The organism is Streptomyces sp. 2131.1 (genome assembly GCF_900105515.1).
Classification (GTDB): domain Bacteria; phylum Actinomycetota; class Actinomycetes; order Streptomycetales; family Streptomycetaceae; genus Streptomyces; species Streptomyces drozdowiczii.
On the sequence record NZ_FNSY01000001.1, the window covers coordinates 3,241,809 to 3,258,598 of the forward strand.

7 protein-coding genes, 3 rRNA genes and 1 pseudogene are annotated in these 16,790 nt (G+C 67.0%); 5 read left to right on the forward strand and 6 right to left on the reverse strand.

Annotated elements, in window-relative coordinates; all coding sequences use genetic code 11:
* Positions 1–27 precede the first annotated feature (27 nt).
* Together BLW14_RS14665 and BLW14_RS14670 are read left to right on the forward strand one after the other, a co-directional pair.
* Positions 28–1,347, forward strand: coding sequence for a sensor histidine kinase (locus BLW14_RS14665; protein WP_093707747.1), 1,320 nt, complete (start codon positions 28–30; stop codon positions 1,345–1,347).
* Positions 1,344–2,009 carry a response regulator gene (locus tag BLW14_RS14670; RefSeq protein ID WP_093707748.1) on the forward strand — a complete coding sequence of 222 codons (666 nt, stop codon included), beginning with the start codon at positions 1,344–1,346 and terminating at the stop codon, positions 2,007–2,009. Before BLW14_RS14665 ends, BLW14_RS14670 begins: the two co-directional genes overlap by 4 nt.
* Positions 2,010–2,071: 62 nt before the next feature.
* Here the strand turns inward: BLW14_RS14670 and rrf are convergent.
* The 4 genes from rrf to BLW14_RS14695 form a co-directional block, all read right to left on the reverse strand.
* Positions 2,072–2,188, reverse strand: a 5S ribosomal RNA gene (gene rrf, locus BLW14_RS14675).
* Positions 2,189–2,265: 77 nt separating this feature from the next.
* A 23S ribosomal RNA gene (locus BLW14_RS14680) occupies positions 2,266–5,391 on the reverse strand.
* Positions 5,392–5,690: 299 nt separating this feature from the next.
* Positions 5,691–7,216 (reverse strand): 16S ribosomal RNA (locus tag BLW14_RS14685).
* The 16S, 23S and 5S rRNA genes sit together here, the layout of an rRNA operon.
* A 677-nt stretch (positions 7,217–7,893) precedes the next feature.
* Positions 7,894–8,448 (reverse strand): MarR family winged helix-turn-helix transcriptional regulator, encoded by a 555-nt coding sequence (locus BLW14_RS14695; protein ID WP_093710730.1) that lies wholly within the window; start codon positions 8,446–8,448, stop codon positions 7,894–7,896.
* A 156-nt stretch (positions 8,449–8,604) separates the two neighbouring features.
* On the opposite strand from BLW14_RS14695, the gene BLW14_RS14700 reads away from it, so the two are divergent.
* Entirely contained in the window at positions 8,605–9,900 is a 1,296-nt protein-coding gene (locus BLW14_RS14700) for an MFS transporter (protein ID WP_093707749.1), read from the forward strand.
* Positions 9,901–9,909: 9 nt separating this feature from the next.
* Here the strand turns inward: BLW14_RS14700 and BLW14_RS14705 are convergent, their stop codons facing one another.
* Complete coding sequence (locus BLW14_RS14705; protein WP_093707750.1) at positions 9,910–11,571, reverse strand: ATP-binding SpoIIE family protein phosphatase; 1,662 nt, start codon at positions 11,569–11,571, stop codon at positions 9,910–9,912.
* Between the two features lie 180 nt (positions 11,572–11,751).
* Positions 11,752–13,149, reverse strand: a complete 1,398-nt coding sequence (locus tag BLW14_RS14710; RefSeq protein WP_093707751.1) for an NAD(P)/FAD-dependent oxidoreductase — start codon at positions 13,147–13,149, stop codon at positions 11,752–11,754.
* A 459-nt stretch (positions 13,150–13,608) separates the two neighbouring features.
* Here BLW14_RS14710 and BLW14_RS14715 point away from each other — a divergent pair.
* Positions 13,609–14,357, forward strand: a pseudogene (locus BLW14_RS14715) (TetR/AcrR family transcriptional regulator).
* A 395-nt stretch (positions 14,358–14,752) separates the two neighbouring features.
* Complete coding sequence (locus tag BLW14_RS14720; protein ID WP_177153979.1) at positions 14,753–16,780, forward strand: sigma-70 family RNA polymerase sigma factor; 2,028 nt, start codon at positions 14,753–14,755, stop codon at positions 16,778–16,780.
* Positions 16,781–16,790 lie beyond the last annotated feature (10 nt).

The window sequence follows — 16,790 nt, forward strand, 5'->3', positions numbered from 1 at the left end:
CCGCACCAGCCCCGTACCGTCGACCGCATGTTCAGGGCACACGCACTCACCAAGCGCCGCGGGCCGGACACCGCCACCCCGCTCCCGGACGCAAGGGACCGGGAGCCTGTGCCCGCGTCCACCCCGCTCACCGGCCACATACAGCGCCTCTTCCAGCACATCCGCGCCTTCGACCGCCTCCGCCCGGCCGTCTGGAACGGCACCCTCACCACGTTCTGGGTGCTCTTCGCCGTCCTCGACGTCTCCACCGGCGGCTGGCGCACGGTCGCCGTCGACCGGCAGGTGCCGGAGGCGCTGGTCTTCCCGATGAGCATCGCGTTCTCCGCTCCGCTGCTGTGGCGCCGCAGCCACCCGCTACTCGTACTGGCCTTCATGGCGCCGTTCTCCCTCGTCAACGTGTGGACGGGCGCGGTCGTCCAGGTATCGCTGCTGCAGGAGATCGTGGTCTTCAACATCGCGGTACGGCTCCCGATGCGCACCCTGGCCCGGTCCGGCGCACTGCTCGCCACACCCCTCGTGATCGCCTCGGGGCGGTTCCCGGACGACTGGGGCCGGCTGGTGCTCCCGCACGTCTGGATGTTCGCCGTCGCCGCCCTGGCGGGCATCCTGGTGCGTACGCGCAAGGAGTACACGGAGGCCCTCGTCGACCGCGCCGACCGGCTGGAGCGCGAACGCGACCAGCAGGCCCGCCTCGCCGCCGCCGCCGAACGCACCCGGATCGCCCGCGAGATGCACGACATCATCGGCCACAACCTCTCCGTCATCACGGGCCTGGCCGACGGTGGTTCGTACGCGGTGGCCCGCAGCCCGGAACGCGCGGCCCAGGCCCTGGACGCCATCGGCACCACCAGCCGCCAGGCCCTCGACGACCTCCGCCGCCTGCTCGGGGTGTTGCGCGACCAGCCGGAGGACGCCGACCGCACACCGCAGCCCACGCTCGACGACATCGACGCGCTACTGGAAGGCGTACGCCGGGCGGGACTGCCGGTGCGTCTGGATATACAGGGCACCCCTCCGACACAACCACCTTCCCCTGGACGCCAGCTGACGGCCTACCGGGTCGTGCAGGAGTCCCTTACCAACACGCTGAAACACGCGGGCGCCGCTCCCTCGCTGACGGCCGACGTCACCCTGACCTACCGGCCCGGCACACTCGAGGCCTTGATCACGGACAATGGCACCTCGCGCTCTGACGGCCGGACCTCCGGACCCACCGGACCCACCGGACAGGGCCTCACCGGGATGCGCGCCCGCGCTTCCCTGTACGACGGCACACTCGAAGCCGGGCCGTCGGCCGAAGCCGGCTGGCAGGTGCGGCTCCGGCTCCCTCTGGAGGACTCCTCGTGACGACCGTGCTCATCGCGGACGACCAGCCGATGCAACGTTTCGGCTTCCGCATGCTGCTGGAGAGCCAGGACGACATGACGGTCGTCGGCGAGGCCGCCAACGGCCACGAAGCACTCCAGCTCGTCGCCCGGCACCAGCCGGACGTGGCCCTGATGGACATCCGCATGCCGCTCCTGGACGGCATAGAAGCGACCCGCCGCATCATCAGGGCCGGTTCCCGCACCCGCGTCCTGATCGTCACGACGTTCGACCTCGACCGGTACGCCTACGACGGGCTCCGCGCCGGCGCCAGCGGCTTCCTCATCAAGGACGCCTTGCCGGAGGAGCTCCTCTCCGGCATCCGGGCAGTGGCCGGCGGCGACGCCGTGGTCGCACCGAGCCTGACCCGGCGCCTCCTGGACGCCTACGTGCAACATTTGCCCGCCGCCCCGGGGGGCGCGGGAACCCAGGACCCGCGTATTGCCGGTCTCACCGGACGCGAGCTGGAAATCCTCACGGTCATCGGCCGGGGCTGGACCAATGGGGAGATCTCCGAACGCCTGCACCTCGCCGAGTCGACGGTGAAGACCCATATCACCCGCATCCTCGCGAAGACCGGTGCAAGAGACCGCGTCCAGGCGGTGATCCTGGCATACGACACCCGTCTGGTCACTGCGGACTGACGCCGGGGCCCAGAACGCAGAAAAGCCCCGTGCCATCGGCACGGGGCTTTCCCACAATGATTGTTCGGCGGCGTCCTACTCTCCCACAGGGTCCCCCCTGCAGTACCATCGGCGCTGAAAGGCTTAGCTTCCGGGTTCGGAATGTAACCGGGCGTTTCCCTAACGCAATGACCACCGAAACACTATGAAATTTGAACACCGGGCAACAACACGGCTGTTCGTTATTTCAGAACTAACACAGTGGACGCGAGCAACTGAGGACAAGCCCTCGGCCTATTAGTACCAGTCAGCTCCACCCGTTACCGGGCTTCCACATCTGGCCTATCAACCCAGTCGTCTACTGGGAGCCTTAACCCTTCAAGAGGGTGGGAATACTCATCTCGAAGCAGGCTTCCCGCTTAGATGCTTTCAGCGGTTATCCTTTCCGAACGTAGCCAACCAGCCATGCCCTTGGCAGAACAACTGGCACACCAGAGGTTCGTCCGTCCCGGTCCTCTCGTACTAGGGACAGCCCTTCTCAATATTCCTACGCGCACAGCGGATAGGGACCGAACTGTCTCACGACGTTCTAAACCCAGCTCGCGTACCGCTTTAATGGGCGAACAGCCCAACCCTTGGGACCGACTCCAGCCCCAGGATGCGACGAGCCGACATCGAGGTGCCAAACCATCCCGTCGATATGGACTCTTGGGGAAGATCAGCCTGTTATCCCCGGGGTACCTTTTATCCGTTGAGCGACAGCGCTTCCACAAGCCACTGCCGGATCACTAGTCCCGACTTTCGTCCCTGCTCGACCCGTCGGTCTCACAGTCAAGCTCCCTTGTGCACTTACACTCAACACCTGATTGCCAACCAGGCTGAGGGAACCTTTGGGCGCCTCCGTTACTCTTTAGGAGGCAACCGCCCCAGTTAAACTACCCATCAGACACTGTCCCTGATCCGGATCACGGACCCAGGTTAGACATCCAGCACGACCAGAGTGGTATTTCAACGACGACTCCACAACCACTGGCGTGGCCGCTTCAAAGTCTCCCACCTATCCTACACAAGCCGAACCGAACACCAATATCAAACTATAGTAAAGGTCCCGGGGTCTTTCCGTCCTGCTGCGCGAAACGAGCATCTTTACTCGTAGTGCAATTTCACCGGGCCTATGGTTGAGACAGTCGAGAAGTCGTTACGCCATTCGTGCAGGTCGGAACTTACCCGACAAGGAATTTCGCTACCTTAGGATGGTTATAGTTACCACCGCCGTTTACTGGCGCTTAAGTTCTCAGCTTCGCCACCCCGAAGAGCAGCTAACCGGTCCCCTTAACGTTCCAGCACCGGGCAGGCGTCAGTCCGTATACATCGCCTTACGGCTTCGCACGGACCTGTGTTTTTAGTAAACAGTCGCTTCTCGCTGGTCTCTGCGGCCACCCCCAGCTCACCGAGTAAATCGGATCACCAGTGATGGCCCCCCTTCTCCCGAAGTTACGGGGGCATTTTGCCGAGTTCCTTAACCATAGTTCACCCGAACGCCTCGGTATTCTCTACCTGACCACCTGAGTCGGTTTAGGGTACGGGCCGCCATGAAACTCGCTAGAGGCTTTTCTCGACAGCATAGGATCATCCACTTCACCACAATCGGCTCGGCATCAGGTCTCAGACTTATATGCACGACGGATTTGCCTACCGTGCGTCCTACACCCTTACCCCGGGACAACCACCGCCCGGGCTGGACTACCTTCCTGCGTCACCCCATCGCTTACCTACTACAAGTCTGGTTCGTCGGCTCCACCACTACCCTCAACTCCGAAGAGATCGGGCCGGCTTCACGGACTTAGCATCGCCTGATTCAGTATTGGGCGTTTCAAAGCGGGTACCGGAATATCAACCGGTTGTCCATCGACTACGCCTGTCGGCCTCGCCTTAGGTCCCGACTTACCCTGGGCAGATCAGCTTGACCCAGGAACCCTTAGTCAATCGGCGCACACGTTTCTCACGTGTGTATCGCTACTCATGCCTGCATTCTCACTCGTGAACCGTCCACAACTCGCTTCCGCGGCTGCTTCACCCGGCACACGACGCTCCCCTACCCATCCATACAGGCGTTGGCCCTATGCGTATGAATGACACGACTTCGGCGGTACGCTTGAGCCCCGCTACATTGTCGGCGCGGAATCACTTGACCAGTGAGCTATTACGCACTCTTTCAAGGGTGGCTGCTTCTAAGCCAACCTCCTGGTTGTCTCTGCGACTCCACATCCTTTCCCACTTAGCGTACGCTTAGGGGCCTTAGTCGATGCTCTGGGCTGTTTCCCTCTCGACCATGGAGCTTATCCCCCACAGTCTCACTGCCGCGCTCTCACTTACCGGCATTCGGAGTTTGGCTAAGGTCAGTAACCCGGTAGGGCCCATCGCCTATCCAGTGCTCTACCTCCGGCAAGAAACACACGACGCTGCACCTAAATGCATTTCGGGGAGAACCAGCTATCACGGAGTTTGATTGGCCTTTCACCCCTAACCACAGGTCATCCCCCAGGTTTTCAACCCTGGTGGGTTCGGTCCTCCACGAAGTCTTACCTCCGCTTCAACCTGCCCATGGCTAGATCACTCCGCTTCGGGTCTTGAGCGCGCTACTGAATCGCCCTATTCGGACTCGCTTTCGCTACGGCTTCCCCACACGGGTTAACCTCGCAACACACCGCAAACTCGCAGGCTCATTCTTCAAAAGGCACGCAGTCACGACTGCATGTGCAAGCACACACAGCGACGCTCCCACGGCTTGTAGGCACACGGTTTCAGGTACTATTTCACTCCGCTCCCGCGGTACTTTTCACCATTCCCTCACGGTACTATCCGCTATCGGTCACCAGGGAATATTTAGGCTTAACGGGTGGTCCCGCCAGATTCACACGGGATTTCTCGGGCCCCGTGCTACTTGGGTGTCTCTCAAACAAGCCGCTGATGTTTCAGCTACGGGGGTCTTACCCTCTACGCCGGACCTTTCGCATGTCCTTCGCCTACATCAACGGTTTCTGACTCGTCTCACAGCCGGCAGACTGTGAAAGAGAGATCCCACAACCCCGCATACGCAACCCCTGCCGGGTATCACACGCATACGGTTTGGCCTGATCCAGTTTCGCTCGCCACTACTCCCGGAATCACGGTTGTTTTCTCTTCCTGAGGGTACTGAGATGTTTCACTTCCCCTCGTTCCCTCCACACTGCCTATGTGTTCAGCAGCGGGTGACAGCCCATGACGACTGCCGGGTTTCCCCATTCGGAAACCCCCGGATCAAAGTCTGGTTGACGACTCCCCGGGGACTATCGTGGCCTCCCACGTCCTTCATCGGTTCCTGGTGCCAAGGCATCCACCGTGCGCCCTTAAAAACTTGGCCACAGATGCTCGCGTCCACTGTGCAGTTCTCAAACAACGACCAGCCACCCATCACCCCACCCTTACCAGGTGAGTGCACTGGGGCCGGCAACCGAAGGACGACCATGACGGCCGCACCTTCAGATACCCAACAGCGTGCCCGACCCAGCCCATCAACCCTCACGTTCCACGCCGAAGCAGTACTAGTGAAGACCCATGTGCTGTGCCGAGTAGTCAACGTTCCACCCATGAGCTGACCACCGTCGAACATTTGCCGACGTAGTGGCTCTGGATTCCTTGCGGAATCTAGATGCTCCTTAGAAAGGAGGTGATCCAGCCGCACCTTCCGGTACGGCTACCTTGTTACGACTTCGTCCCAATCGCCAGTCCCACCTTCGACAGCTCCCTCCCACAAGGGGTTGGGCCACCGGCTTCGGGTGTTACCGACTTTCGTGACGTGACGGGCGGTGTGTACAAGGCCCGGGAACGTATTCACCGCAGCAATGCTGATCTGCGATTACTAGCAACTCCGACTTCATGGGGTCGAGTTGCAGACCCCAATCCGAACTGAGACCGGCTTTTTGAGATTCGCTCCGCCTCGCGGCATCGCAGCTCATTGTACCGGCCATTGTAGCACGTGTGCAGCCCAAGACATAAGGGGCATGATGACTTGACGTCGTCCCCACCTTCCTCCGAGTTGACCCCGGCAGTCTCCTGTGAGTCCCCATCACCCCGAAGGGCATGCTGGCAACACAGAACAAGGGTTGCGCTCGTTGCGGGACTTAACCCAACATCTCACGACACGAGCTGACGACAGCCATGCACCACCTGTACACCGACCACAAGGGGGGCACCATCTCTGATGCTTTCCGGTGTATGTCAAGCCTTGGTAAGGTTCTTCGCGTTGCGTCGAATTAAGCCACATGCTCCGCTGCTTGTGCGGGCCCCCGTCAATTCCTTTGAGTTTTAGCCTTGCGGCCGTACTCCCCAGGCGGGGAACTTAATGCGTTAGCTGCGGCACCGACGACGTGGAATGTCGCCAACACCTAGTTCCCAACGTTTACGGCGTGGACTACCAGGGTATCTAATCCTGTTCGCTCCCCACGCTTTCGCTCCTCAGCGTCAGTAATGGCCCAGAGATCCGCCTTCGCCACCGGTGTTCCTCCTGATATCTGCGCATTTCACCGCTACACCAGGAATTCCGATCTCCCCTACCACACTCTAGCCTGCCCGTATCGACTGCAGACCCGGGGTTAAGCCCCGGGCTTTCACAACCGACGTGACAAGCCGCCTACGAGCTCTTTACGCCCAATAATTCCGGACAACGCTTGCGCCCTACGTATTACCGCGGCTGCTGGCACGTAGTTAGCCGGCGCTTCTTCTGCAGGTACCGTCACTTTCGCTTCTTCCCTGCTGAAAGAGGTTTACAACCCGAAGGCCGTCATCCCTCACGCGGCGTCGCTGCATCAGGCTTTCGCCCATTGTGCAATATTCCCCACTGCTGCCTCCCGTAGGAGTCTGGGCCGTGTCTCAGTCCCAGTGTGGCCGGTCGCCCTCTCAGGCCGGCTACCCGTCGTCGCCTTGGTAGGCCATTACCCCACCAACTAGCTGATAGGCCGCGGGCTCATCCTTCACCGCCGGAGCTTTCAACCTTCCTCCAGGAGGAGGAAAGTATTATCCGGTATTAGACCCCGTTTCCAGGGCTTGTCCCAGAGTGAAGGGCAGATTGCCCACGTGTTACTCACCCGTTCGCCACTAATCCACCCCGAAGGGCTTCATCGTTCGACTTGCATGTGTTAAGCACGCCGCCAGCGTTCGTCCTGAGCCAGGATCAAACTCTCCGTGAATGTTTTCCCGTAATCGGGGAACACATCACGAGAGCGGAACAACAAGGTCGGAATAAGACCCGTTGTCCACTGCGTCCTCGCTGTGTTTTTGCCTGCCGAACCCGAAGGTTTCGCAGGACTTTCAAAGGAACCACCAACCTGCCGTAGCAGGCCGGGGTATCAACATATCTGGCGTTGACTTTTGGCACGCTGTTGAGTTCTCAAGGAACGGACGCTTCCTTTGTACTCACCCTCTCGGGCTTTCCTCCGGGCGCTTCCCTTCGGTCTTGCGTTTCCGACTCTATCAGACTCTTTCGTGTCCGATTCCCGGTCGAAGCGGGTCAAGCGATTTTCGCTTTCCAGTTCTTCGCTTTCGCGTTTCCCTTTCCGGCGACTCCGACTCTATCAGATCCTTTCGGGCCTGATTCCCAGTCAGCGGGGCTTGTCCTCCCGGCCGTTCAGCCGTTCCGACGTCCAAAACTCTAGCGGATTTTCCCGGCGGCTCATAATCGAGCCCTCGAAATGAATTCCGGCATGCCGAAATTTCCCCGAGCGGGAGATCGTGCTGAGTTGAGGTTGCCGCATTCGCGGCGGGATCGGTTGCCCCAGGAACCCTTCGGCTCCGTGGCAACCCGAAGAACCTTACGGATCGCGGAGGGGCATGTCAACTCCCCTCCGAGTCGGTCCAGTCGCGGGCCTCAATCCAGGTCGGTGAGGCGGCCGCCGGCGTCCGGCTGGGCGTGTTCCACCCGGCGCAGCAGCCGGGTCAGCATCTCGCCGAGCACCCCGCGCTCGCCGCTCCCGAGGTCCTGGAGCAGGTCCGCCTCGAAGTCGGTGGCCATCCGCATCGCCTCCAGCCACTTCGTCCGGCCCTCGTCCGTCAGCTCGACGATGACGCGGACGCGGTTGTTCTCGTCGCGGTCGCGGGTCACCAGGCCCTCGCCCGCCATCCGGTCGATGCGGTGAGTCATCGCGGCCGGGGTGAGACCGAGCCGCTTGGCGAGCTCGCCCGGGCCCAGGCGGTACGGCTCGCCGCCCAGGACGAGGGTCTTGAGCACCTCCCACTCGGCGTTGCTGATGCCGAGCGCGGCGAGCTGTCTTCCGTACGCCACGTTCATGCGGCGGTTCAGCCGGCCGAGGGCGGAGACGACCTGCTCGACCTGGGGGTCCAGGTCGCGGTACTCGCGCTGGTAGGCGGCGATCTGCTCGTCGAGGCTCGGCTCATCGAGTCCGGGCTCGGTGGTGTCAGACATGGCGCGCAGTATGGCACGCCACCCACAGCCGTCGAAGTCCTTCAAGTCGTAGTGTTCAACATCTAACTTTAGTGATAAAGTCTTCGGGTTCGAGTCGTTCACTTCGTACGACTCAGAGGTTTCGAGAGCTTGAGGTAGGTGAGTGTGACCAGGGAAATGGGCGCAGCACTGCGGCGGATCCAGCTGGGGAGCGCGCTGAGTGCGTTCGGGCTCGGGTTCACCGTCCCGTATCTGTACGTCTACGTGGCGCAGGTACGGGATCTGGGCGCCGGTACGGCCGGGATCGTGCTGGCGGTCTTCGCCATGGCGGCGCTCGCCGTCCTGCCGTTCACCGGCCGGGCGATCGACCGTCGCGGGCCGCTGCCCGTGCTGATCGTCGCCTCGGCCGTCGCTTCCCTGGGCGCCGTCGCGCTCGGCGTGTCCTCGCAGGTCACCGCCGCCGTCCTGTCGGCGGCCGTGCTCGGCGCGGGTACCGCCGTCATGCAGCCGGCGCTCGCCACCATGCTCGTCCGGTGCACCGGTCCCGCCACCCGCACCCGTGCCTTCGCCATGCAGTTCTTCCTGCAGAACCTGGGCCTCGGCATCGGCGGTCTCGTCGGCGGGCAGATCGTCGACACCACCAGCCCCGCTTCGTTCACGCTGCTGTTCCTGATCGAAGCCGTGATGTTCCTGGTGCTCGGCGTCATCGCGGCGACCGTGCGCATGCCGCGTATCCCCGTGACCTCGCCGGAGGCCGCTGCCGGGGCACCGGCGGCGGGCGGCGGGCTGCGGGCGCTGCTCTCGCACCGGGCGATGGTGCAGCTGTGCGTGCTGGGCTTCGTGCTGTTCTTCGCCTGCTACGGGCAGTTCGAGTCCGGGCTCGCGGCCTACGGCACCGAGGCCGCCGGGATCGAGCCCTCCACGCTCGGTGTCGCGCTGGCCGCCAACACCGCCGTCATCGTCGTCGCCCAGTTCGTGGTGCTGCGCCTCGTGGAGCGTCGGCGGCGCACCCGGGTGATCGCCGCGGTCGGCCTGATCTGGGCCTTCGCCTGGATCGTGGCGGGCTACGCGGGCCTCGGGCACGGCAGCCAGACCATGGCGACGGCCGCGATGATCTCGACGTACGCGATGTTCGGGCTCGGCGAGTCCATGCTGTCGCCGACCGTCGCACCGCTCGTCGCGGACCTGGCGCCGGAGTCGATGGTGGGCCAGTACAACTCGGCGTTCGCGCTGTGCAAGCAGCTCGCGCTTGCGGTCGGCCCCGCGGTCGGCGGTCCGATGGGGGCCTCGCTTCACGGTCCGTACATCGTGACGTTCGTGCTGTTCTCGCTGGGCATCACCGCGCTCGCGCTGCGGCTGGGCCGGCGGCTCACCCCGGTACAGGACCAGCCCTCGCTCGCGCACGTGCCGTCGCGTGTGGTGGCCGTTTCGGTGCCGGAGAGCGTGCCGGAGCCCGTGGCCGCCGCGCGCTGACCGCGGGCGCTACCGCGGCAGGACGAACTCGCACCACACCGCCTTGCCGCCGCCCGGCGTGCGGCGGCTGCCCCACGACGTGGCGATCGACTCGACGATGGTGATGCCCCGACCCGCCTCGTCCGCCGGATCGGCGCGGCGGCGGCGGGGCAGGTGGTCGTCCCCGTCCGTCACCTCGATGATCAGGCGGCGGTCGGTGCGGCGCAGGCCCAGCCGCATGGGCGGGGTGCCGTGCTGCAGGGAGTTGGCCACCAGCTCCCCCGCTGCCAGCACCCCGAGGTCGCACAGCTCCACCGGGAAACGCCACGAGGCCAGCACGCCCGTCGCGAAGGCTCGGGCGCGGGGAGCCGCCTCGATGCCGCCGAGCAGGTCGAGCGAGGCGTTGTGGAACAGTTCGGCGGCGGCCCCCGTGCGAGCGGGGTGCTGCACCACCAGGACCGCCACGTCGTCATCGTGCTCCGCGGTGACGTTGAGGGACCGGATCAGCCGGTCGCACACCACCTGCGGCGCGCCCTTCGCACCGGACAGCGCGCGCTCCAGCGCGCCCACGCCCTCGTCGATGTCCTCGCTGCGGCGCTCAACCAGCCCGTCCGTGTAGAGGACGGCCGTCGAACCGGGCGGCAGCGGGATCGTGCCCGAGCTGTGGAGCCAGCCGCCGGTGCCCAGCGGCGGGCCGATCGGATCCTCCGCACGGCGGACCGTGCCGTCCTCGTCGCGCACCAGGATCGGCAGGTGTCCGGCGGAGGAGTAGACGAGCAGGCCCTCGTTGGGGTCGTGCACGGCGTACGCGCAGGTGGCGATCTGGCTGGCGTCGATCTCGGCGGCGAGCCCGTCGAGCAGCTGGAGGACCTCGTGCGGCGGGAGGTCGAGGCGGGCGTAGGCCCGTACGGCGGTGCGCAGCTGGCCCATCACGGCGGCGGCGCGCACCCCGCGGCCCATCACGTCCCCGATGACGAGCGCGGTGCGGCCCGCGCCGAGGGTGATCACGTCGTACCAGTCGCCGCCGACTGCGGCGTCGGTGCCGCCCGGCTGGTAGGTGGCGGCGATCCGCAGGTCGTCGGGCTGCTCCAGCTCCTGCGGGAGCAGGGAGCGCTGGAGCGTGACGGCGGTCTCGCGGTGGCGGCCCTCGCTGGTGCGCAGCCGCTCGGCGGCCTCGGCGTGGTCGGTGACGTCGGCCGCGTACACGAGGACCCCGCCGTCGCGCCCCTTCTCCTTGTCGGATCGCACGGGGGTGCAGGTCACGGTGTACGAGCGGCCGTCGGCGGCCTTGCGGGACTTGACCGTGCGCGGCGTGCCGCTGCGCAGGACCTGGTCCATGAGGGGCAGCAGGCCGATCTCGGTCAGCTCGGGCATCGCGTCGGCGGCGGGGGCTCCGCAGGGGCGGCTCCCGAAGGCGGCGGCGTACGCCTCGTTGACGTAGGCGATGCGGTGGTCGGGACCGTGCACCAGGGCGACGAGGGCCGGCAGCCTGCCCAGGATGTCGAGGGCGGTGAGGTCCTCCAGATCGGGCGCCGAGGGCAGGGGGCTCCCGGCGGGCCCGTTTTGCGGCGGACCCTCGCCCGCTTCCGCCCTGCTGTACTCGGCGCGGGCCGCCGGGACGGAGCTGTGGTCGTCCCGGGCGGCGCGACGCTGCGTACCGGGGAGGCGGGCGCTCCAACGCGTGAAGTTCACGGAATTTCTGGCCTCGTGTGTCGGTCTGGTCCGCTCGGGCGGGCTGCTTCCTCTGCCAGGGCGTCGAGGGCTCCGTCGCCCCCGGGGGGTGTCTTCGCTGGTCACTGTCGGTTGCTGCCGGCCGGGTCACTCTGTGCAGATCTGGGCCCACCCATGGTCACACGTCCAGAGTGTCGGACCCTACTGACGGTCGTCCCCGCCGGGCCGCGGCCGGCGCCCCGCGGCGAGTTCGAACTCGGCCCTGGGGTGCTCCAGGGAGCCCAGGGAGACGATCTCGCGTTTGAAGAAGGCGGCGAGCGTCCATTCGGCCAGGACGCGTGCCTTCCGGTTGAAGGTGGGGACCCGGCTGAGGTGGTACATGCGGTGTATCAGCCAGGCCGGATAGCCCTTCAGCCTGCGCCCGTAGATGTGCGCGACGCCCTTGTGGAGTCCGAGCGAGGCGACGGATCCCGCGTAGCTGTGGCGGTACTCGGTGAGCGGTGTGCCGTCGAGTGCGGCGACGACGTTGTCCGCGAGGACCTTCGCCTGACGGACGGCGTGCTGGGCGTTGGGCGCGGTGGTGCGGCCGGTTTCGGCGGCGGTGAGGTCGGGTACGGCGGCGGCGTCGCCCGCGGACCATGCGTGCTCGACGCCCTCGACGGTCAGCTCGGCGGTGCAGGCCAGCCGGCCGCGTTCGTCGAGGGGGAGGCCGGTGGCGGCGAGGAGCGGGGCGGGTTTGACGCCTGCCGTCCACACGAGGGTGCGGGTCGGGAAGCGGGAGCCGTCGCTGAGGACGGCGACCCGGTCCTCGCAGGACTCGAGCCGGGTGTCGAGGCGTACGTCGATGTTGCGGCCGCGCAGTTCCCGCACGGCGTAGCGGCCCAGGGATTCGCCGACCTCGGGCAGGATCCGGCCGGTGGCCTCGACGAGGATCCACTTCAGGTCCTCGGCCTTGATGTTGTGGTAGTACCGCGAGGTGTAGCGCGCCATGTCCTCCAGCTCGGCGAGCGCCTCGACGCCCGCGTAGCCGCCGCCTACGAAGACGAAGGTCAGGGCGGCGTCACGGACGGCGGGATCGCGGGTGGCGGAGGCGATGTCCATCTGTTCGATGACGTGGTTGCGCAGCCCGATGGCCTCCTCGATCGTCTTGAAACCCACGCCGTGGTCGGCGAGGCCGGGGACGGGGAGGGTGCGCGAGACGGAGCCGGGGGCCAGGACGACCTCGTCGTACGCGATCTCCAGGGCGCCGGTGCCGTCCTCACCGCTGGCCAGGGTGGTGACAGTGGCGGTTCGATTGGCGTGGTCGATGCCGCTGACCTCGCCGATGACGATGGTGCAGTGCGGCAGGACACGGCGCAGCGGTACGACGACGTGGCGCGGTGAGATCGAGCCGGCGGCGGCTTCCGGGAGGAATGGTTGATACGTCATGTAGGGCTCGGGCGCGACCACGACGATCTCGGCCTCGCCGCATCTCAGCCGCTGCTTCAGCTTCCGCTGGAGACGCAGCGCTGTGTACATCCCGACGTAGCCTCCGCCGACGACGAGAACGCGTGTCGCCGGCGGGGGGCCGGGGGGCGTGCCCCCGGAAGCTGAAGCCATCACCACCCCATGACGCAACGTGCACCGGAGTTTGTCCACAGCCCCGGCAAATTGTGTGACCGGAGGTCGCGAACCGGCCACCGGCGCCGGAGGGACCGTTGGCGCGCAAGCCCCGCAGGTCAGGCACCGCGGTCCGGGGTATGGCTGCGGACCAACTGGTGACCAACCGGTCCTTGCTCCGATCCGGGGGCGCTCCGGGCGGAACTGCCCCCTTCTGAATTGACCCCGGCTCAACTATGTTCGTATGTCGTCGGGTGTCGGACGGTGACGATCGGTCCACCTCGACCGACACGGCGGGAGTCTCCGGGGGGAGACGTCATATCCGGGGGAACAGTTATGGATATTCAGGATTCGCATTGGTCGACCACTGCCGTGACGCCTGAAGAAGGCGTACATATCGGGGCAGTTGGCACTCTCAACGGAGTGGGGGGCGCCACGACCACGACGCCTTCCGCTTCGGTGAGCGCGCTCGGCAACGGACTCGGCGCCCCGACCGGCACCGCGTCCGCGCAGTTGCGGGCGGCCCCGCTGCGGGTGGACGCGCAGCGCAATCTGGAGCACGTACTGCGCGCTGCGCGCGAGGTGTTCGGGGAGCTGGGATACGGCGCGCCGATGGAGGACGTGGCCCGTCGGGCCAGGGTCGGTGTCGGCACGGTCTACCGGCGTTTTCCCAGCAAGGACGTGCTGGTGCGCCGGATAGCCGAGGAGGAGACCTCCAGGCTGACCGACCAGGCGCGGTCCGCGCTGGGGCAGGAGGACGAACCGTGGTCGGCGCTCTCGCGCTTCCTGCGGACCTCGGTCGCCTCGGGTGCGGGACGGCTCCTGCCCCGCAGATACTGCGGGTCGGGGTGGAGGCCGAGGACTCGACCGTGGTCGGTGAGGCCGGTGAATCCGCGGGGGACGAGCCGCGAGTGCCGCAGCAGCGGCAGGAGGCGGGCACGGCCGCGCACCGGGCGCCCGGGCAGCGGACCGCGCCGGAGGCCGACGAGGACCTGGGCGCCGGTGCGGCCGAACTGCTGGAGGTCGTGGGGCGGCTGGTCGAGCGGGCACGGACCTCGGGCGAGCTGCGCCGCGATGTGACGGTGTCGGACGTCCTGCTGGTCATCGCGACGGCGGCCCCTTCGCTGCCGGACGCCGCGCAGCAGGCGGCGGCCTCCTCTCGGCTGCTGGACATCCTGTTGGAAGGGCTGCGCTCGCGGCCCGAGTGATCCGGCGTCGGGTGATGGGGCAGGGCCATGCCCTTCCCATCACCCGCGGTCACGTCAACCCAGACCGTCGCACCTTCCCCGAATGAGTACCCATTAGGGCCTGTCCGACCGTGTCCGTCGTCGCCCGGAGGGCGGCCGGACGGCGTCAGGTGCGTGCTCTCGGCGTCCCGGCCCCAGATTCCTGTACTGGACGTACTGGGGTCTGGGGCCGGTGCGGCGAGAGTGCGTGCATGGCGTCGCCCGGCAGACGGGAATGGTCGGACAGGCCCTAGTGCTCACGTTCACGGAGGACGCCCCGGATGAGTGGTTGGTAGGACTGGAGGCCCCCCGCATCGGTGCTCTGTGGCACGCTTGCCCGGTATTCGGGTCCGATGGCGCATACGGGGGCGTCCGCGATGAGCAGTGACGGGCAGAGGGAAGAGTCGCACGACGGTGTGTCCACCGCGGACGACGGTACGGGGCAGGCCGGCCCGTCCGGGCACCACGTGCCGAGCCAGGCCGTTCCCGGCCACCAGGGTGTCGACGAGGCCGACGCAGGCGGAACGGTCCTGCCGGGGCCCTGGCCGCCCGCGCCGGTCGACGACGGCGCCGCGGGCGGCGATCCCGGAGGCGTCGGGACGGCGGCCGAGGCGGTTCCCGCCGTGCCGATGCAACGGTCGGGGCGGGGCTCGGGTCCCGTGGACGCCGCCGCGGCCGGTCCTTCGGACGCGCAGCTGATCCAGCGGATGCGCGAGGGCGACGACCTCGCGTACGACGAGCTGTTCCGGCGCCACTCGCAGTCCGTCCGCCGGTACGCCCGCACCTGCTGCCGGGACGCGCACACCGCTGACGACCTGACGGCCGAGGTGTTCGCCCGGACCCTGCAGGCGGTACGGGGCGGCAAGGGGCCAGAGGAGGCGGTGCGCGCCTACCTGATGACGGCCGTCCGGCATGTGGCCGCCGCCTGGACGAAGACCGCGAAGCGCGAGCAACTGGTCGACGACTTCGCCGCGTTCGCCGCGCAGGCCGCCCGGTCGTCGGAGGTGTCGGACGCGGACACCCTCGACCTCGGCGCGGACGTGCTGGCGATGCACGAGGCCGAGCAGTCGATGGCGATGCAGGCCTTCCGCAGCCTCCCGGAGCGCTGGCAGGCGGTCCTGTGGCACACCACCGTCGAGGAGGAGTCGCCCAGCGACATCGCCCCGCTCTTCGGGCTGACCGCGAACGCCACATCGGTGCTGGCCAGCCGGGCTCGTGAAGGGCTCAAGCAGGCCTACCTCCAGGCCCATGTGAGCCAGGCGCTCACCGCGGGCGGCGACTGCGCGCGGTACGCCGACCGGCTCGGCGCGTATGCCCGGGGCGGGTTGCGGATGCGGGCGGAGCGCGGGCTGCGGGGGCATCTGGACGAGTGCGCGAAGTGCCGGGTGGCGGCGGGCGAGCTCGCCCAGGTCAACGCCGGCATCCCCGCGCTGCTGCCGATCGCGGTCATCGGCTGGTTCGCCGCCGGATACACGCTCAAGGCTGCCGGGATCGTGGCGGGAGGCGCCGTCGGAGCCGCCGGTGCGGGGGCCGCGGCGGCGGCGACCGGAGGGGGCTCATCCGCGGGCTCCGCCGGTGGCGCGGCCGCATCCGAGGGGCTCGGTGCCCCGGCCAAGGCAGGAATCGCCGCGGCGGTCGCCGTCGCGGCGGCGGCCGGGCTCGTCTGGGCCCTGGTGGGCGACGACAGTCCCCGGCCCGAGGCAAAGCCGGCCGTCACGCCCCCGGCCGTGGCGCCCGCGGTGCCCTCGCCGACGCCGCCGGAGCCGACACCTCCGAAGCCCGAGCCGATCCCGCCGCAGCCCGCTCCGCCGGCTGCCACGCCACCGACGCCCACGCCGACTCCGACACCCGCCCCCCCGACACCCACCCCGACGCCAACGCCTACACCAACCCCGACACCCACGCCGACACCCACACCGCCCCCGAAGCCCACGCCCACGCCGACTCCGACGCCTCCCGCGCCGGCGCCGGAGGTCTACCAGGTCAGCGAGATGGACTACACGCTTCTCGGCGACCACACCGAGCCCGAGGTGGTGCTCGGTGAGAGCGGCTGGGTCTGGCAGCGCTCCGGGATGTCGATCGGCGGCTCCCGGTACGCGCACGGGGTGACGGTCAACGGCCGCTCCTCGGTGGTCATCCAGCTGAACCGCCAGTGCACCCGGTACGAGGCCATGGCCGGGGTCGACGACCTCACCCTGGGGCTCGGAGCGGTGCGGTTCTCGGTGTTCGGCGGGGACGGGACACGGCTGTGGCAGTCCCCGGTGGTGCGCGGCGACGACCCCGCCGTACCGGTCGGGATCAACGTCACGGGGCAGCAGCGGATCCGGCTGGTCGTGGAGCCGGAGCAGCCGTTCGGCGGGGTCGCCCTCGCCGACTGGGCCGAGTCACGCATCAGCTGCCGCTGACGGGCCGCAC